At 38.9% G+C, this 19766-nt stretch carries 14 protein-coding genes and 1 tRNA gene; 4 read left to right on the plus strand and 11 right to left on the minus strand.

The features are described from left to right. The first annotated feature begins 598 nt into the window (after positions 1 to 598). The 4 genes from ABFC98_07535 to ABFC98_07550 all read left to right on the plus strand — a co-directional run bounded on the left by ABFC98_07535 (position 599) and on the right by ABFC98_07550 (position 6146). On the plus strand, positions 599 to 2248 hold the full coding sequence (locus ABFC98_07535; GenBank protein MEN6445878.1) for a T9SS type A sorting domain-containing protein: 1650 nt from the start codon (positions 599 to 601) through the stop codon (positions 2246 to 2248). A gap of 405 nt (positions 2249 to 2653) precedes the next feature. Beyond that, a tRNA-Ser gene (locus tag ABFC98_07540) sits at positions 2654 to 2744 on the plus strand. 164 nt (positions 2745 to 2908) lie between these two features. Continuing rightward, on the plus strand, positions 2909 to 4627 hold the full coding sequence (gene sppA, locus ABFC98_07545) for a signal peptide peptidase SppA (GenBank protein MEN6445879.1): 1719 nt from the start codon (positions 2909 to 2911) through the stop codon (positions 4625 to 4627). A 1-nt stretch (position 4628) separates the two neighbouring features. After that, positions 4629 to 6146 carry an Rne/Rng family ribonuclease gene (locus tag ABFC98_07550; protein ID MEN6445880.1) on the plus strand — a complete coding sequence of 506 codons (1518 nt, stop codon included), beginning with the start codon at positions 4629 to 4631 and terminating at the stop codon, positions 6144 to 6146. A 308-nt stretch (positions 6147 to 6454) separates the two neighbouring features. Here the strand turns inward: ABFC98_07550 and ABFC98_07555 are convergent, their stop codons facing one another. The 11 genes from ABFC98_07555 to lptB form a co-directional block, all read right to left on the minus strand. Then, entirely contained in the window at positions 6455 to 6742 is a 288-nt protein-coding gene (locus tag ABFC98_07555; protein ID MEN6445881.1) for a FeoA family protein, read from the minus strand. Continuing rightward, positions 6723 to 8903, minus strand: a complete 2181-nt coding sequence (gene feoB, locus ABFC98_07560) for a ferrous iron transport protein B (protein ID MEN6445882.1) — start codon at positions 8901 to 8903, stop codon at positions 6723 to 6725. The genes ABFC98_07555 and feoB overlap by 20 nt, the downstream gene beginning before the upstream one ends. Further along, the gene (locus ABFC98_07565) at positions 8893 to 9351 is read right to left on the minus strand and encodes a Fur family transcriptional regulator (GenBank protein ID MEN6445883.1); all 459 of its coding nucleotides are present in this window, start codon (positions 9349 to 9351) and stop codon (positions 8893 to 8895) included. The genes feoB and ABFC98_07565 overlap by 11 nt, the downstream gene beginning before the upstream one ends. A 1397-nt stretch (positions 9352 to 10748) precedes the next feature. Then, entirely contained in the window at positions 10749 to 12101 is a 1353-nt protein-coding gene (locus tag ABFC98_07570) for a glucose-6-phosphate isomerase (GenBank protein ID MEN6445884.1), read from the minus strand. Continuing rightward, positions 12102 to 13835, minus strand: a complete 1734-nt coding sequence (gene ptsP / locus ABFC98_07575) for a phosphoenolpyruvate--protein phosphotransferase (GenBank protein ID MEN6445885.1) — start codon at positions 13833 to 13835, stop codon at positions 12102 to 12104. It lies immediately after the preceding gene. Then, positions 13836 to 14099, minus strand: coding sequence for an HPr family phosphocarrier protein (locus ABFC98_07580; protein ID MEN6445886.1), 264 nt, complete (start codon positions 14097 to 14099; stop codon positions 13836 to 13838). It abuts the gene before it with no gap. Beyond that, on the minus strand, positions 14068 to 15057 hold the full coding sequence (hprK, locus tag ABFC98_07585; protein MEN6445887.1) for an HPr(Ser) kinase/phosphatase: 990 nt from the start codon (positions 15055 to 15057) through the stop codon (positions 14068 to 14070). The genes ABFC98_07580 and hprK overlap by 32 nt, the downstream gene beginning before the upstream one ends. A 202-nt stretch (positions 15058 to 15259) precedes the next feature. Continuing rightward, positions 15260 to 15796, minus strand: coding sequence for a ribosome-associated translation inhibitor RaiA (gene raiA, locus ABFC98_07590; protein ID MEN6445888.1), 537 nt, complete (start codon positions 15794 to 15796; stop codon positions 15260 to 15262). Positions 15797 to 15812: 16 nt separating this feature from the next. Further along, complete coding sequence (lpdA, locus tag ABFC98_07595; protein ID MEN6445889.1) at positions 15813 to 17219, minus strand: dihydrolipoyl dehydrogenase; 1407 nt, start codon at positions 17217 to 17219, stop codon at positions 15813 to 15815. Continuing rightward, entirely contained in the window at positions 17220 to 18677 is a 1458-nt protein-coding gene (gene rpoN / locus ABFC98_07600) for an RNA polymerase factor sigma-54 (GenBank protein MEN6445890.1), read from the minus strand. Positions 18678 to 18685: 8 nt separating this feature from the next. Then, positions 18686 to 19417 (minus strand): LPS export ABC transporter ATP-binding protein, encoded by a 732-nt coding sequence (gene lptB, locus ABFC98_07605; GenBank protein MEN6445891.1) that lies wholly within the window; start codon positions 19415 to 19417, stop codon positions 18686 to 18688. Positions 19418 to 19766: the final 349 nt, after the last annotated feature.

The following is a 19766-nucleotide window of genomic DNA, read 5'->3' on the forward strand; positions in this document are numbered from 1 at the left end:
CTATCATTCAACCAGGCGGTTCTAAAAACGATGAGGAATGTATTGCTGCTTGTAATGAATTGGGCATCGCTATGCTTTTCACTGGTTTTCGCCACTTCAAACACTAATTACAGATATACAGATTATCTATTTAAAGCGGATTAACAAAGAGTTATATCCCAAATAAGACAATTGAATCAATAAGAATATCTACTTATCGCTGATAACCTGAATTCCAATTTGGCAACTGATTTATTCCAATATGTTTAAGCTAAATTTGGCAGTTATGACATAAGAAGAATATATGTCACCTGATAGATCAATGAACTGGAATTTACACCAACATTTGGGACTCAACTTTTTGCTTTTCTCGGAATTTATATTATAATATAATTATATAGTGTTTGCTTATGAGGAGTTTCTAAATTACTTCCGGCAAATTAGTAGTAGTGAGTATTTTTCTGTTTGCTGTGACCCTCGGTTAAGAGAAAATAATCGGAAATTGATGTAAACCTTGAAAGTGGATCATTATGTATAATTAAGATATACTGCAAAATAGAGGTTATTATTTTTTATCTTAAGTATAAAACATATCCTTGATAAAAAGGAGGAATAGATTATGAAGAAGGTGATAATAGTATTGCTTGTAAGTGCTACTCTTATGTTTACGGGGCTAAGATTATATTCTCAAAACAATATGCCCTTAATACAGAGTTTAGCTGGTGAATATATAGGTTCATATTTTGGGAAAGTTATTGCTTCTATTGACTTTAATGCTGATGGTTATGATGATGTAGCGGTTTTTACCTTAAATAGCGGAATTAATCATTGGTCAAGTGTCCAAATTTATTTTTGTGGACCCAATATGGATGCAGTTCCCGATCTTATAAGAGAAAGCACATTCCAGGATCAGGTTATCAGCACAACTCTTTTAAATATTGGCGATGTAAATGGTGATAATTATGATGATCTTATGATTTCTGAGCTTTACTCACCAGAGATTACTGATTCCTTAGCCCTAAGAATATTCTATGGAGGACCCGAAGCATATCTGGAACCTGATTTTACATTAAACTCACCTTGGTTTAGTGACCCCATAATATTACCAATATGGTTTTTGGGAGATGTGAATGGAGATGGCTTAGATGATATAGGAATATATCATTTTATAAATACTAATTATCCTGACTTGGCAATATTGTTGGGAGGAACTTTTCAAATAGTTACTATCCAATACCACATTTGTCTGCAAAGATATCATAAACTTGCTGAAGCAGGTGATGTAAACAATGATGGCATTGATGATTTTATTGCCGGATTTGCCTTAGAGAAACCAGAGGGTATTATAACTTATCGCTATCTCTATTATGGGGGAAATCCCCTTAATTTGAACAATCGGGTTTTATTGCGTAGTTGGGGAGATTCAGAATGGAGCTTTCCCGGTGGCTATGGTGTAGGTGATTTTAATGGAGATGGCTATGATGATTTTGTCTATTGCGAAGGGGATTCCTGGCGAGATAATAACAAACTGCGTTTAGGTGGAATTAATATAATGGAAACAGAAGAATTTACTTTGCATATCAATGAATACATTTCCAATCTGATGGATATGACTCATCAAGGAGTTGCCTACGGAGATTTTAATGGAGACGGTTATAGTGATTTAGCGGGTTCGGATTATAGTGCTATACTCTGGACGGGACACGCTGGCGTTTGGCTTGGAGGTGAAAATCCCAATGGCCTTTTTGACCTGAGAATTACAGCTCCACCAACTTCCCCTTATCACCAATTTGGCCGGAATATTGTTTCGGGTAATTTTAACGGTGATGAATATTGTGATCTGGCTATTTCTGCACCCCATAGCGATGTTCCAGATTTGAATGATAATTTAGGTTATGTTTACATTTTTGCCGGAAATGCTCAATTATTAGATACTTCTGTAGCTAATGAAGATGTTTTTATGCCTCCCGTAAACAGTATCTTAAAGGTTAAGTATTTCCCTAATCCCAATTCCTCTAATAACCAGGAAATTAGCTATGAGATAGAAGGTCCTCTTCCTGAACATATATCTACCGCTAAGATTTCAATTTATAATATTAAGGGTCAGGTAATAACCAATTATCAGCTGGATACGCAGAATTTAAAAAGTAAAAGGGGCATTCTACCAGCTGTTAAACTAAAACCAGGAGTTTATATTGTTGCAATGCAAATAAACGGGAAGAGGGTCTCTACCGAAAAAATAACCATCAATAAGGGGAGGATCAAATGAGATATACATTTTGTATATGCGTATTATTTTTAGCACTATCATCATTCTATGCAATTAGTTCTGATGATTTTACGATAGGGTGTTTTACTTATATGAATGTCTGAATTTCGATTGCGTCATTTAATAATGAGATCATTAGAACATATTTTAAAAGATGCAAAATATAATCTTGATGTGTGGGATAAAAAAGACCTATTTTGTTTATTATTGCTCCCAATCAGCCAAAAATCATTGCGATAATGTCCTTGCTCTTAATTGTTCAATGGTATTATAATACAATCTATAAAAAGTTCAAATCCCAATTTTAGCATAGGCATTTCTGCAGCGAAAGTTAGCAATCCTTTGTAATATTGCTAATTCTATTTGACAGAATCGGGCAGGAAAAAAATTTGGAAAAAGAAAAAGGGAGATGTGTCCGAGTTGGCTGAAGGAGCACGATTGGAAATCGTGTAAACGTGTGAGCGTTTCTAGGGTTCGAATCCCTACATCTCCGCCATTTTTTAATTGACATTATCTATCTTATAAGGAAATTATGCGAAGGTAAGAAAATAGTTTGCCAAATTCCCATTTGACAGAGATCATAAAGTTAGTTATTATATCTGTGTTATTCAGATTTTTTCGAAGCGGAATTTGATAATCGCTAAAAGGAGTTTTATATATATGAAATCTAAAAAACCGGTTCTATGGGGTTGCATCATCTTTCTGATTGCCTTTATAGTTGTTTTTGCCATAGGATTTAGCATCGCCTATAGTTCATTTGGTCTCAAAACACCAAAAATCCCTGCTAATGCTTGGTTGTATGTAAATCCGAGCGCTATGATCCCCGATTATAATGCCAGAGAAGAGATAAAAATTTTCAATCATACTTCTCCCAGTGTTCAAGAAATCAGCACCAAAATTTTGGCTGCGGCAAAAGATGATCGCATCAAAGGAATGCTGATAGAGCCCAATATGATTATGACTAATTATGCTGCTTTAAATGAAATGGCTTTGGCAATAGCCAGTTTTAGAAAAAGTGGCAAGCCAGTAGTTGCTTTTGGCGAAAATTTTACCCAGGCGGATTATTTGCTCGCTTCCTGTGCTGATAAAGTTTATATGGAGCCCTCAGCTTCAGCGGGTCTCATTTTACAGGGTGTATCTGCCAATATGATGTTTTACAAAGAGTTACTGGATAAAATGGGAATCAAAATGCACATTCTTCAATCGGGTGCTTATAAAGGCGCCGGTGAACCATATTCCCAAACAGAACTAAGCCAGGGCACCAAAGAAAACATCAATGCCGCTTTAGAGGATATTTACACTAATCTGCTATCTTTTGTGGCTAAAAACAGAAAACTGGAACCCACTCAGGTAAAAGATATTTTTGAACGGCGTGCCGATTTTTCCCTCACTGCCAATAACGCCTTGGAATATAAGCTGATTGACTATGCTCTGCATCGGGATGAAATGCTGAACAATTTGAAGCTTACAGAAGATAATTTTATCAAGATTTCATCTTATGCCCCTCCCAGCCCCAAGAGTGAAAAATCCAAGATTGCCGTGGTTTATTTAACGGGAAATATCACTCCCGCTTCCAATTATGATTTTGGCAATCAGAATTTAATCAGCGCAGCCAAAGTAGCCAAAATAATTAAAAATATTCGCCAAGATAAATCCGTGAAGGCAGTTGTCTTAAGAATAAACAGTCCCGGGGGCTCCGCTTTGGAATCCGAACTTATTCATCAGCAATTGCTAAAGCTGAAAAAGGATTATCCTCTCGTTATTTCAATGGGAGGAACGGCTGCTTCCGGAGGATATTATATTTCTTGTGCGGGGGATTATATAATAGCCGATCAGGGAACTTTAACCGGTTCAATCGGAGTTATTGGTTTAATTCCGGAAACGGCAGGTTTGGGTAAAAAAATCGGTTTACATTCGCAGACCTTAAAATTTGGCAAATATGCCGGTGCTTTCAGCCCCTTTGAAACCTACGATCCTGCCTTAATTGAATCGTTAAAGCGCAGTTCCACTGGCACTTACAATGAATTCAAACAAAGAGTGATGACCGCCAGAAAGATTACTCCAGAGCAAATTGAATCCGTTGCCGAAGGACGAGTTTTTAGCTCTGAAGATGCTTTGGCACATAACTTGATAGATGAAATCGGAACTTTGGATAAGGCAATTGCCAAGGCAGCCGCCTTAGCTAAGGTAACTAATTACAGTTCCATAAATTATCCCAATAAAACAGGTCTGCTGGAAATGCTTAAAGAATCGGACATTATGAATATGAAGGAGCAATTGCACCAACCAGTTAATCCTGAAACCCAAATTGAAAAATACTTGAAGCAAATCGCTACAACCGGTGAATGGCTGTATCTGATGCCTTATAAACTGGACTAATATGAAGAAAGATTCCTACAATACTGAAATAATCGTAAATGTGCATCCTCTCGAAAAGCGGGTTGCCGTTTTGGAAGATAACCGCCTCGTTGAACTATTTGTTGAGCACAGAGAGCAGCAAAACATAGTTGGCAACATCTATAAAGGCATCGTAAAAGATGTTTTGCCCGGAATGGGCGCCGCTTTTATCGACATTGGATTGGAAAGAACCGCCTTTTTACATTATAGTGACATAGTGATGGACTTTTTGGATGTTTATGAAAATGAACATAGCGCTCCCAAATTAAATCCCGAAGATTCCTCGCAAATAAATAAACTGTTAAAATCGGGTCAGGAAATTGTGGTTCAGGTTCATAAAGGGCCTATCGGTTCCAAAGGCGCGCGCTTAACGGGGCAAATTTCCATCCCGGGAAAATACCTCGTCCTTTTTCCCAATAAAGATAAAATTGCCATTTCTCGCAAAATCTATGCTCAAAACGAACGCAGTCGCATTCGCAACCTGCTTTCCAACCTCAAAGACAGCGGTTTTGGCTTAATTGTCCGCACGGAAGCCGAGGGTTGTGACGAAGAAGATTTTAAAACTGAATATAAGGCATTGCTAAAAACCTGGCGCTTAATCGAAAAACAGCTCAAATATGCCAAACCGCCAGTTTGCGTGTTTGAAGAAAATGCTTTGGAAAATTACTTGATTCGCGATCTTTTTGGCGAAAATGTTGACCGCTTGGTCATTGATGACAAGAATTTTGCCCGACGCATTATTTCCCAATTAGAGGATATTTCTCCTGAGTTAATTGGAAATGTGGAAATTTACCGAGAGGACTCCCCTATTTTTGATGCCTGGGGCATAGAAAAGAAAATTGAGACGGGTTTGCACAGCAGAATTTACCTTCCCAGCGGCGGCAATATCAAAATAGAACAAACGGAAGCTTTAGTAGCCATCGATGTTAATACCGGCAGCTTTACCGGCAAAACGCATTACGATGAAACAGTCCGCAAAACAAATCTGGAAGCGGCAGCTGAGATTGCCCGTCAAATTCGGCTGCGAGACCTTTCCGGCGTGATTGTAATTGATTTTATTGATATGGTGGATGAAAAACACAAGACAGAAGTGCTGGAAATGCTGAGAAAAGGTTTGCGCCGAGATCGCGCCAAAAATAAAGCATTTCCTTTTACGGAACTGGGGCTTGTGGAAGTTACCCGCAAAAGAATGCGGAATACTTTGATCTCCAATTTTTCCGATCCCTGCCCTTTCTGCAACGGAAGCGGCAGAATTTTAAGCAAGGATACCGTGGTTATGAGAATCTATCGTTGGCTTAATCGCAGCGATTATTTGCTCAAAAATAAGACCTTGCGCATCATCGTCCATCCCGATTTACTGGCTCACATCAGCCAGCATAACGAGGATTTTATCGCTTATAAAGACCAGATTGAATTCGTTTCCGATCCCTCCGTTCGCATCGATCAATTCAAGGTCTTCACGCTTCCCAATCTGGAAGATATTACATCTAAGTATTCTTAATTCAATTAGTTATGACAATAAGGCGGTGCTTCATTACCGCCTTTTTTTCTGCTCAGCGAAAATAAGCTAACTGCTTGTTACTTGCTGCCTTCAGTAACAACTCCGTAACACTTCCCTAACACTGCTCTAATCTCGTTACTGAAGCGTTAGAGAAATGCTACCGGATTATTACTGCTGGCAGCAAGAAGGGATTTGGCAATATGGCAGTATTTACCAGAAAAAGTGGCTGTATTTAGCATAATGGATAAAGCGAAGTGAAGTGGTTTTACTTTAGTAGATTGGATGCTCCTAAAGCTGAGTAGTTTGTCCTAAGTGATTTTCACTTTGATGTTTTTGGCAATTCTTCTATCCAAAGCATATCTGGCATCTCCCACGGCAACAATTACATTCGGTTCATCCGAATTATTTCTAAAAACCGTTATGGGCGCACCTATATACAGACCCCGTTCTATGGTTTTTAAATTGTTATTATGAATAACTGTGGCATTATACCCTTCCGGTAATTGATCAAGGGTAATGCATTGATTTGGTTCACAGGTAAAAGTTTGATGTTTTCTCCCAGGGCGAAATCTAAATCTAATCTGCCCGAATCGCATATCTACTCCCAATGCTGCGTAAATTTAGGTAAATGAAAATAAAAATAATCCCGATGACGGCAAACCAAAAAAGGGATAGCGAATTATAAGCCAAAATTTGATAAACTAATGTAGCCACCATCCAAGCCAATAAAGTTAAATATCCGAAATCAAAAAGCATCCACTTAAAACCGTGCTCCTTAAACAGCATTGTTAAAGATGCGGCACAGGGTGAATACAATAAAATAAAAATTAGATAAGCAAGCGCTGAAGCATTGCCGCCAAAACCCTTTTTGATGTTATCCGTCAAGTGATTGATGGTGCCTTCGGCTTCCGAATTTTGATAGAGACCTTGTAAAGTTCCCACAATTGCCTCTTTGGCAAAAAGTCCGCTGATTAAAGCTACCGAAGCAGGCCAGTTATCTTTTTTAATACCCATCGGCTGTAAAACCGGAGTAATAATTTTGCCGCCCAATTCCAAAAGAGGTGTCTTGGCTTTTTCGCTGCCCATCGGGATCTGGATAACTTGCAAAATATTGATCACCACAATCACCAGCAAAATGGTCTTCCCTGCCCTTAATAAAAAGCTTTTCAGCCGATGCCAAGTATGCATAAAAATGCCATTTAGCGTTGGAAGATGATAAGCAGGCAATTCCATTACAAAATCGCCAGGCACACTTATAAAGATAGTTTTTTTCAATAATAGACCCGTTAAAACCCCCATCACGATCCCGAAAAAATAAAGACCAAAAATAACCAAATCTGCCTGCTGTGGAAAAAATAACATTACCAGATATGTATAAACCGGTAGCTTTGCCCCACACGAAATAAAAGGAGTTAAAATGGAGGCAAAAACACGATCCCTCGGCTTTTCCAAAGTCCTGGTAGCCATAATTGCCGGAACCGTGCACCCAAAACCTACAATCAAAGGAATAAATGCCTTGCCCGGAAGCCCAATTTTGCGCATAAATTTATCGGCAATGAAAGCAGCCCTTGCCATATAACCGGAATCCTCCAGAATAGATAAACTTATGTATATAAAGAAAATAGGCGGAATAAAACTGCCTACTGTGACCAACCCACCACCCAAAATTTCACTGAAAAAATAAGTTAGCCATTGCGGAACTGACAACAAAATTAATAACTTACCAAATTGCTCTACAAACAACCAGCCCAAATAAGTATTAATAATCGCGATGCAGGGCTGACTGAGCTTTACTGCAAACAAAAAAACCAGATACATCACAATAAAAAATACCGGCAGACCCACAAAACTATTCAGCACTACTTTATCTACCATATCGGAAAAAGTCCAGCGATTCTTTCTCTTCCGCTTCACCACATCTTTTATCAAACCCCGAATATAACCATAACGATCATCGGCAATTACAGCTGCCGGTTCCTGACCTCTGTGTTTGGCAATTGCCATTCTCTCTTTTTCTACCAGCGATTTTTCTTCATCTGTCAGCCGAGAAATTATTTCCGCATCTCCTTCGATTAATTTTAATGCCTGCCACCGACTTTTAATCAATACCCCATAAGCATTTAAGGTTGCTTCCCTTTTCAACTTATGAGGAACTGTGCTCTCCGACTTTTCCAGACCTGATTTAAGAACTATCTGCCAAATATTTTCCAGGTGCATTTCCACTATCTCGTCATAATGTATCGTAGCTGGAATTGGCGGCTGCAAAACATATTCCTCCACTTTTTGCAAAATTGGCGTAATATCAGCTCTTTTATTCAAAACAAGAGAAGTAACAGCAAAGCCCAAATGCGAACTTAAGTGTTTGGTGTCTATATATATACCGTTTTGTTCCGCGATATCTGCCATCGATAAACACATAATGAGCGGTGCCCCCAATTCCATCAATTGCACGGTTAAATACAAATTCCGTTCAAGATTGGAAGCATCCACTATGTTGATAATGATATCCGGTTTTTCGGTTAAAATGTAATTGCGAGCCACCAATTCATCCGGACTTCCACCTGCCAAAGAATAAATCCCGGGAAGATCAATAACTTCATAGACCTTATTATGATAATTGCATAACCCAGATTTATGCTCTACAGTCACTCCAGGCCAATTGCCAACCGTCTGTCTGGAACCAGTTAAGGCATTGAAAAGTGATGTTTTACCTACATTGGGATTACCTGCAAGTGCGACTATGGGTCTATTTCTCATCTGATTGATTCTCATTCTCATTTGGATTACACTTCCAGCATAATCCTTTAACGCTCAATTCAATATCTTCGGGCTTAAACTTCAAATCTTGGGCCTGCTTAGCTAACGCAGGATAAAGCGTGTTCAAATCTGTTTCCAATAAAGCTCCACAATTTCTACAAATCCAATGAATATGTTTGGGGTGGCCAAAAATATGCTCATAACGCTCTCTGCCTTCGCTCCGAATTGCTCTTTGCACTAATCCCGCATCCAATAAAAGAGGGATTGTTCTGTAAACTGTCGCTAAAGATATTTCATTGGTCTTGTTCCTAATTCTGTCATAAAGTTCTTCAGCATTAAAATGAGTGTGCATTTGAAAGACCTCATCCAGAATGTAACGACGCGGATGAGTGAACTTAAGTCCTTGCTTATCAAGGTATTTTCTAAAAATATCAGCATATTCTTCCATTTTTTTCTCCTACTTATATTGAGAATCATTTACAATATAATTCAGCTGGCTTTATTTGTCAAGTGCGAGTTTTTTGCCTTCCGCTAAGTTCTTTATTTTCTGTCTGTTGCCTTTATTCATCGAGAGCTTTGCTAATGAATGCCAAAATTATTGATACATCGTGATTATGAATAACGCTATCTGTTTTTAACTCTAAACCGAGCTTCAGCCAATCCCACTGTTATTTTTAACTCTAAACCGAGCTTCAGCTTTGTAAGTTGAAGGCAGAGAAATACTTATCCTGTTGCCTCAAATTATAGTTGCAAACACAACAAGAATCTGTTTAGAGTCAAAGACACACCACTATTTTTTTTAACTCTAAACCGAGCTTCAGCTTTGTAAGTTGAAGGCAGAGAACAAATTATCTTGTTACCTCTGCTTCTCATTGCAATCGCAAAAAGAATCGGTTTAGAGTCAAAGACACGACCGATGCTTGTTTTGACTTACAATTTTGCCACTACCCTCTCTGTAACCACATCCCACAAATTGTAAACACTGACATCCGAGTTATAATTGGTTTCCCAACTTCAAAATTGTGAGTTAAAACAAGAAAAGAGCTTACTAGCAGATGAGTTACTGCCAATCTCACTATTATTTTTAACTCTAAACCGAGCTTCAGCTTTGACAGCATCAGGCAACGATATATTTTCCTGTTACCTCAAATTATAGTTGCAGTCACAAAAAGGATCTGTTTAGAGTCAAAGACACAAACGATGCTTGTTTTGACTTACAATTTTGCCACTACCCTCTCTGTAACCACATCCCACAAATTGTAAACACTGACAACCGAGTTATAACTGGTTTCCCAATTTCAAAATTGTGAGTTAAAACAAGAAAAGAGCTTACTGGTAACTGAGCTATAACTGGCCTCTCAACTTCAAAATTGTGAGTTAAAACAAGAAAAGAGTTTACCAGCTACAGAGCTATAGCTGATCCCACTATTTTTTTAACTCTAAACCGAGCTTCAGCTTTGTAAGTTGAAGGCAATGAAATACTTTTCCTGTTGCCTCAAATTATAGTTGCAAACACAAAAAGGATCTGTTTAGAGTCAAAGACACACCACTATTTTTTTTAACTCTAAACCGAGCTTCAGCTTTGTAAGTTGAAGACAAAGAAAAAATTATCTTGTTACCTCTGCTTCTCATTGCAAACACAAAAAGAATCGGTTTAGAGTCAAAGACACAAACGATGCTTGTTTTGACTTACAATTTTGCCAATTCCTATCAAGTTGATTTTCATTATCATAGCTTTTGCTTTTAAAATCATATCCGTCTCCATAACAGGGTAGCTTTTTTACCCTCTTATTGAAGCTTCCCTTTTTCATTTCCTGTTGGTAAATAAATTTACTTATATCCCTATTAGTTTATGCCACGGTCTTGTTTGTATTGTTCAATTTCAGTGCTTTCTTTCTCGTAGCCCTTTTTGTTCATCAAGGCGTAAGTAGCAATTTTCCCAGCTTCCACTCCGGGTTGATCTAAGGGGTTGATACGAAGAAGTTTGCCGGTAAAAATCGTCTGAATTTCATAGAGCATAATGAATTCCCCTAAATGGTATTCATCAATTTGAGGGAAGATAATATTGGCATTAGGACGCATAGCTTTACTGAGGGCAATTTCTGTAGCAAGTCGTTCTGCATTAAGCAAATCGGAGAGTTTCCTATCGCCCAGATAATTTACTTCTTCGCGATCAGGATGCAAATTTGGAATAGTGTAATCGTGCTTAAAGTTTTCCACGGATAGGAAAGTGAAGACCTTATCATTAGGACCCTCTGTATAAAGTTGCACTTGCGAATGCTGATCAGTTGTTCCTAATGCTTTCACAGGTGTTTGTCCCACATATACTTCTCTACCTTTTATGTCTTTGCGTTTACCCAAACTTTCTGCCCAAAGTTGGCGATACCAATCGGCAAGATCATACAAAGAATTGCTGTAGGGCATCATAACGCTGATGTTTTTCCCCAAGCGATAATACAGAAAATGAATCAAACCGTTCAAGTAAGCTGGATTTTCCATAATGTCCAATTCCGAACAGCGTTCCCGCATTGCCTTCGCCCCTTTCAACAGTTCTTTTATCTTAATTCCGGTAAAAGCGGAAGAAACTAAACCCACATCGGAAAGGACGCTAAATCTGCCTCCCACATTATCTGGAACGGTAAAGCTTTTATAGCCCTCATTTTTAATTACCTGGCGTAAAAAGCCCCTTTCTTTATCTGTAGTAATAATGATTCGTTTTTGATAGTCATTAGGAAATTTGCGTTTAAATATATCTACCACAATCATATAGCCAGCCATTGTTTCAGCTGTTGTGCCGCTTTTGGTGATCACATTCACCAAAGTTGTTTCCAGGTTTATTTGCGACAGTATTTCAAACAGATATACAGGATCCACATTATCATAAACAAATAGCTTGCGAGGCAAATCCCCTTCTGTTTTCAAAGCTGAATATAATGCCTTATTACCCAAAGCGGAACCGCCGATGCCTAAAATTAGCATAGTGTCAAAAACCGGATCTAATTTCGCTATAAAGTCATCGATATGTCTGGTAGGAATTTCCGGTAGATCATAAAAACCGAGTAGTTTGGCACGGCGTTCAGCCACAATTTCTTCGTGGATATTTTTTACCTGGCGCTCATTATCTAAAAGTTTCTCTTTGGGTAGAATACTAAGCATCTGTTGGGAAGCCAGTAGATTGTGATATTCATATTTCAGCACTTATTCCTCCCTGTCCTGATAATACGGTGTTAAAATGTTATTTATCAGATGTTCCACTTCGGAAAGCGAAAGTGAACAATTAATAATTTCAGTTGCTTTAAAAAGTTCTGCATCGCATTTCTGCACAATGGCTTTTGCTTCATAATAACTACCTGGATTCACGCTAAGTTCCTTAATTCCCAAACCAATTAAAAGGGGAATGTATTTAGGGTAGGAAGCCATTTCTCCACAAACAGAAAGCGGGGTCTGATATTTTGCCGCACTGTTTACCGTTTGTTTAATCAAGCAAAGCACGGCAGGATGGTGTTGGACATAATATTTGGCAACCATTTCATTATTGCGGTCTGCAGCTAAAGTATATTGCACGAGGTCGTTGGTTCCGATGCTTAAAAAATCGCACTCTTTGGCTAATTCTTCCGAACATAATGCTGCGGAGGGTATTTCTATCATTGCCCCCAAAGCAATGTCCGGATCAAAGGAAATACTATGTTGGCTAAGTTCCCGCTGGCAATTTTGCACGAATCTTTTCGCTTCCAGAAAGTCCTTGGCATCGATGATCATTGGAAACATAATTTGGATTTTGCCAAAGGCGGAAGCTCTTAAAATAGCACGCACTTGAGTGTAAAAAATATCTGACTGAGAAAGCGAAAATCGGATTCCCCGATTGCCCAAATAGGGATTTTCTTCGGGAGAAGCATAGCCCAAAGGAGAAAGTTTATCACCGCCCAGATCAAAAGTTCTTATGGTAACCGGCAAGGGCTTCATTTTTTCGGCAAGTTCTTTATAGACAGCAAATTGCTCTTCCTCTTCCGGTAGATTTTGTTTTCCCAGATAAAGAAATTCGGTTCTAAACAAGCCAATGCCGTCACAGGCAAGGTTTTTGATCGCCTCCAGTTCTTCCAAAACGCCAATATTAGTTAACAGTTTAATTTTTATGCCATTTGCGGTGATGGATTCAGTCGTTTGTAAGTGTTTAAGTGCTTCTCTGTGCTTTTTTTCCGCTTCCATCTTTTTCCGGTAAGAATTTAAAGTTATTTCATCAGGATTAACGATCAGCAAACCGGAATAACCATCTACAATTAATAAATCGTCATTTTTTACCGCCCCTGTTAAATTGGGAATATTGGCAATAGCCACCAAACCCAAAGCCCGGCAAAGAATGGAAGAATGAGAATTGTAGCTCCCTTTTTCCACTAAATATGCTTTTATACCGTCCCTGGCAAGTTTACTCACCAGCGATGGAACTATCTCTTTTAAAACCGGAATTTGTTCTGCCTTTAACTGAAAATTCAGAGTATTTCTAACTCCGGACAAGGCATTCAGCAAACGCATCGCCACATCGCGATAATCTGCCGCTCGAACGGCAAAGGTCTCAATTTTCATTGTCTCAAAGTGTTTGATAATATTGGCAAAACATTCGGAAACCGCTTGAGTGGAGAATTGCAATTTATCACGAATTGCGCTCTCTATTTGTTTGTAAATTTCCGGATCGTGTAATATTTCCTGTTGTGCGGAGATAATTTCGGCATCGCGTTTGGGCAAATTGATGGCTTCCAGTTCTTGTCCGATTTCTTCTTCCACCGTTGTTAGGGATGATTGTAAACGAGAAATTTCCTTTGGCACTTCTTCCGTTTTGATAGTTCCCGTTTCAATCGCTGGTTCTGGTATTGAGAAGTGTAAAGCGCGCCCGATAAAAAAACCGGGATTTATTGACATTCCGTAAATCTCTTGCACTTATTCTCCGAATCCGCTATCTATCATTGCCTTAATTTCTTCCAACAGATAATCCTCATCTACGCCATCGGCAATAAGTTTTAGTTTTGAACCACATTCCGCAGCCAGCATCATCACTCCCATAATACTTTTACCGTTGATTCTCATTCCATCTTTCTCGATAAAGAAATCACTGCGATATTTTGTGGCAGCTTTAACCAATAGGGCTGAAGGTCTGGCATGCAGACCCAGTTTATTGGTTACTGTCACCTCTATCTGTTTCATCACTTTTGCCTTCTATGCCTTTCAACATTGTTTTCTTACGGATTTCTTCGTTTACTTTACGGTTAAAATCCTCTGCCGCATCATAACCTACTCCTTTCAAAATCATATTCATTGCTGCAACTTCCACTATAACCGACACATTTTTACCGGGAGAAACAGGCAAATAAATGATAGGTATCTTCACTCCCAGATGTTCTGCATAATTACTAACCAAACCAATGCGTTCATAATCCATATTTTCCTGCCAAGGCATAAGCTCAATCTGCAGGTCTATGGTTTTTTGTTGTCGCGTGCGAGCTATGCCAAAAACGCGTTCTACATTTACAAAACCAACGCCGCGAATTTCCATAAAGTAACCGAATTCTCGTCCGGACTTGCCAACCAGCTGATCATCTATATAGCGAAGAGTGATTAAATCATCTCCAACCAAGCTATGACCACGATGAACAAGGTCTAAGGCACATTCACTTTTGCCGATTCCGCTTTTACCGGTTAGCAAAATCCCCAATCCGAAAACATCTACCAAGGTTGCATGGATTGTTTTTTCCAGGGCAAAAATATCACTTAGATAGCGAGATAAATTTTCTATTAGGTTAATGGTAGAAAGCCGGCTGGAGAGTAAAGCGATATTCAGTTCGTTGGCAATGTATTCAATAACGGGAGGTAATGTAAGCCCCTTGGAAATTACAATGCAAGGAATGTCCATTTTAAACATTTCTCGAATGCGGGACACCAAATCATCTTCCCTTAAACTTTGCAAATAGCGAACTTCAGTTTCTCCCAAAACCTGAATCCGGTCGGCGGCAAAAACTTCCAGATAGCCAGTAAGAGCTAAGCCGGGACGATTGATATAAGGCGAACCGATTTTTTTGTTCAGAGTTTCGGGATCGGTGATCAAAGATAGCGCCAGGTCTTTTTTCTTGGCATCGAAAAAGTTATGCACGGTAATTTCTTTCATTAGTGTTCCTCTCTATCTTAAGGAATGATATATAATGTCTTCATTTTATTCTCTGTGGGCTATGAATTTGGCAATAAAGGGTGCCGTTAATCCTTGCTTCGCCCCAAATTTCTATATCTTTTTCGTTTTGGGGCTATTTCAGAATCCGGCAACCCATTCCCTGCCAAATTAGAGTTTTGTTATCCTATTCTAAAATAATCTATTATGGCTCCAACAATTTATAAACGCTGTGGTCTTTCGTTACCAGAACATTAATTCTGTCACTTTCAATATTTTTAAAGATGAGGAAGTCCTCTTTGCTTGCTTCCAGCTTTTCTATCGCTTCGGAAACACTGAGGGATTCCGTTACGACGCGTTTGGTTTTGATGGTTTTTCTTACTTTATTTTCCGTATCAATCTGAAAATCGGTGGTATGAGAATATGTTTCAAATTGTTGCTTCAATGCTCGTTTCTGGTGATCCGTAATGCGATCTTTCAGCTTTTTAATCTGACCTTCCATCTTTTCCACCGCATTATCTATGGCAAGATACATATCCATTTCTTGCGTCTCGCTTTGAAGCGTAAATTTGGCTGCATGAAGTGAAAGTTCACAGATATTGCGGCTGTTTTCCAAAGCCAAAACTACATGCATCGTGATAATTTGATCAAAATACTTGCTCAGCTTTGAACAAGCAGATTCCACATAGTCCCTGATGGCTTTGGTGAGTTCAAAATGACGGGCTGTAATTGTGATTTGCATTTGGGATTCCTCCTTATTAAATTTTGTGTATAGATATATTTTGCAGGTCTTCCATCGCTTCCATCACTGCTTCTGAAAGAGTGGGATGAGCAAAAATAACGGAATCGATATCCTCTATCTTCATTTTATTGGTTATCATAATGGCGCCCTGAGCAATCAGTTCAGTTGCACTGGGACCCAAAATATGCATACCAATTATTTCCGAAGTCGTTTTACGAGCGATAATTTTTACAAAGCCATCGGGATAACCGATTGCCACTGCTTTCCCATTTGCCGAAAAGGGAAATTTACCCACTATCACATCGTCGTAAATACTTTCAGCGTTCTCTTGCGTATAACCTACGGAAGCAATTTCCGGATGCGTAAAAGTGCAACGAGGTATATTAATGTAGTTAATCGGTTTTAGGGGAGCTAAAAACCTTTCCGGATACAAACGCTGAGCGATATGTTCCGCTGAAAGTAAGCCCTGTTTGGAAGATGTATGAGCCAGTTGTAATTTGCCCGTAACATCGCCAATGGCATATACTTTATCACAGTTGGTCTGCATAAAATCATCAATGACAATGGCACCTTTTTCTGTCTTTAGTTCCATATTTTCAATTTTGATATTGCACAGTGGTTTTCTGCCTACACTCATTAAGACCTTATCCGTGGTTAGAGAATTTCCATTGTTTAATTGCAGTTCCAGTTGCCTGTTTTTTTTCTCTATGCTTTGAACGCCGGTATTGGTTAAAATCTTCACTCCCCTTTTTTTGAACTGCAAAGTAAGCCGTTTAGAGATCTCGCTATCCTCCATAATTAGCAACTGAGGCATAAATTCCACGATAGTCACTTTCACTCCGAAGGCAGAAAAGATAGAAGCAAATTCACAGCCGATAACTCCTCCGCCAACAATAACAAGCTCTTCCGGCAATTCCTGCATTTGTAATATACCGGTGGAGGAAAGAATGTCTTGTTCATCAATTGTTATTCCGGGCAGCTTTGCAGTTTCACTTCCAGTAGCCAAAATCAAATATTCACAGCTATAATTTTCTCCTTCCGAGGTTTTGATCACATAATTTCCATTTTCTTTCCTTACGGAAGTGGCAGTTGCTTTTATTACGGGTATGTTGCGTCGATTCAAAATATATTTTATGCCACCTGATAATTGTTCCACTGCGGCATTTTTTCTGGCCAGGATTTGGGCATAATCAATTTCCACTGCTTGTTTGGGTAATCCGAATTTATCCGCAGAGAGCATTTCCAGATATAGTTCGGCACTTTTTACCAATGCTTTGGTTGGAATACAGCCCTCATTTAAACAAATTCCGCCTAAGTTGTCCTTTTCAATAACTATGCAGGAAATTTCATATTGGGCAAGACGAATGGCAGTTTCATAACCACCGGGTCCTCCTCCGATGATGGCAACCTGACTATGTAACATTTATTTTCTCCTGAGATGGCTGTTCAAAATGCCCAGTTCATCTCTATATTTAGTAATTATTCTGCGGGAAATATTAAGTCCCTCATCTTTCAGCAATTCAACCAGTTCTTGATCGCTGTAGGGTTTTTTCTTATTTTCCGTTTCGATCAGACGAATTAAATGGGATTTAACTTTCTGTCTGGAAATGCTTTGATAATCATCATCAAAACCAGCGGTGGAAGTGAAGAAATCCTTAAAAGCATATATTCCGTAAGGCGTTTCCGCATATTTATGTTTCACGACCCGGCTGATGGTTGATTCATTCACTCCCAGGTCTCTGGCTATTACAGCATAAGTTAAAGGTTGCATTTGTCCCGTTCCCAGATAAAAGAAATCGTATTGATGTTTAATTATGGACAGGGAGACCCTTTCCAAAGTTCGCATTCGCATATAGATGGATTTTATCAAGAACTTGGCAGAATTGATTTTTTCGCGCACATACTGCATAGTTTCGCGGTCAAAATAGCCGCGATTGATCATTTTACGGTAATGCGGACTGATAATGATATTGGGGGTTATATGGTCATTGATGATGATTTCATATTCACCGTCTATCATTTTCATTGTTACATCCGGAAAAACATAAGCCGCATTAGAGGATAAAATTCTTAAACCCGGTTTGGGATCAAGCTTGGCTATTTGTTCCTTGGCTGCCATAATGGTTTCTTCCGAAACGCAAAAGGAAGAGGCAATTTTTTGATAGCGGCGGTGAATTAGATTTTCAAAGTGCTCAGAGATCAAACCCGTCAGAATGCGGTTTTGTTTTTGTTCATCAGTCAGCTGAGCCATCAGGCATTCACTCATATCGCGAGCAGAGATGCCTTGAGGGGAAAGGGATAAAACAATATTATGCAATTCTTCAGCTCTTTCCGCCGTTACATTATATTTATGTGCAATCGCAGCAATATTATAACCCTTGGGCAGAAAACCATAGCTATCGCACGAATCCACTAATTCCGTAATAAAATCCGTCTCATTTTCCGGTAGGTCAAACGGGTATAATTGTTCCAAAAATTGCTCTTTGCCATCTTCTTCGTAGCGAATCAACGCTTCCGTATGATCCGTTTCACTTTCCCCCGTCCAGTTCTCATAGCTGGAATGATAATCATTCCAATTATCCAAAATTTCTGTAAGTTCCTGAACCTCGGAAAGGGTTTCCAAATGTCTTTCGCTGGAATCAATTTCTTCAATGGGAGCAGAACTTTCTGGAGCTGATTCTTCAAAAGTGCCTTCTTCCAAATCATCTTCATCTTTTTCTTCGCGCAGTTCCAGCAGAGGATTATTAACCAATTCCTGTTTGATATAGCTTTCCAGCTCCAAAATCGGCAAAGCGAGCATTTTCAAGGACTGCAGCATTTTTGGCTTTAATGCCAGCTCTTGCTTTTGTTTCAGGGACAGGTATTGATCAAAAGTATTCATAGTCGTTGCTAAAAAGGATTTTCCAAAAAGCGATCGCCCAAATACACTTCTTTCGCTGTTTCATCGTTAATAAGTTCCAAAGAAGAACCCGCAACGATTATCTTTCCTTCATAGATAATATAGGCGCGATTCACTATTTTCAAGGTCTCCAACACATTGTGGTCGGTAATCATTATCCCTATGTCTTTATTTCTCAGTTTACCTATAATGTCTTGGATATCGGCAACCGCGATTGGATCAATTCCGGCGAAGGGCTCATCCATAAAGATAAAAGTAGGGTTCGTTACCAAAGTGCGAGTAATTTCCAGCTTTCTTCTTTCGCCTCCGGAAAGAGTATATGCTTTTTGTTTTGCCAGAACCGTTAAGTTCAATTCTTCCATTGCCTCTTCTAAACGGCTTTTTTGCTCTTTTCGGCTGATTTTTAAGGTCTGTAAAATAGCCAAAATATTTTCCTCCACCGTCAGCTTAGCAAAAATAGAAGGTGCCTGAGCCAAATATCCCAAGCCCAAACGAGCTCTTTTGAACATTGGCTTATGAGATATATCCTTATCATCATAAAAGACCTTTCCTTGATTGGGCTTTGCTAATCCGATAATCATATAAAAAGTGGTGGTCTTTCCAGCTCCATTGGGACCCAAAATCCCCACTACTTCTCCCTGATTCATTTCCAGAGAAAGATCATTTACTACGGCTCTTTTGCCGTATATTTTAACGAGGTTTTGAGCTCGAATTTTATGCATATCCATAATAATAATATCTAATCGAAAGCCATATTTTTGTCAAGAAATACTTGCAAATGGATTGAATTTTGCTACTGTGTCTGAAGGAGGCAAGAATAGGTAAATTTATTCCCAAGAAGACAATAGAAAGATCATAGCATTATTAGATTTCTTGTTTTGCCCCATTATTTAAACGAAAACCAAGAAATTAAGGAAGCATCAGCATATTATTTTGCTTTTTATTTGCCAAGCTGACGCTCCAACAAAATTAACGATACCTATCCCAAAATATTCTATCATACTGGCTAACCTATTAAACCCCATATAGATACAAAGCCCACTTGACAAACGAGCATTTTGCCTTATTATA

Source organism: Candidatus Cloacimonas sp., assembly GCA_039680785.1.
Taxonomy (GTDB): Bacteria; Cloacimonadota; Cloacimonadia; order Cloacimonadales; family Cloacimonadaceae; genus Cloacimonas.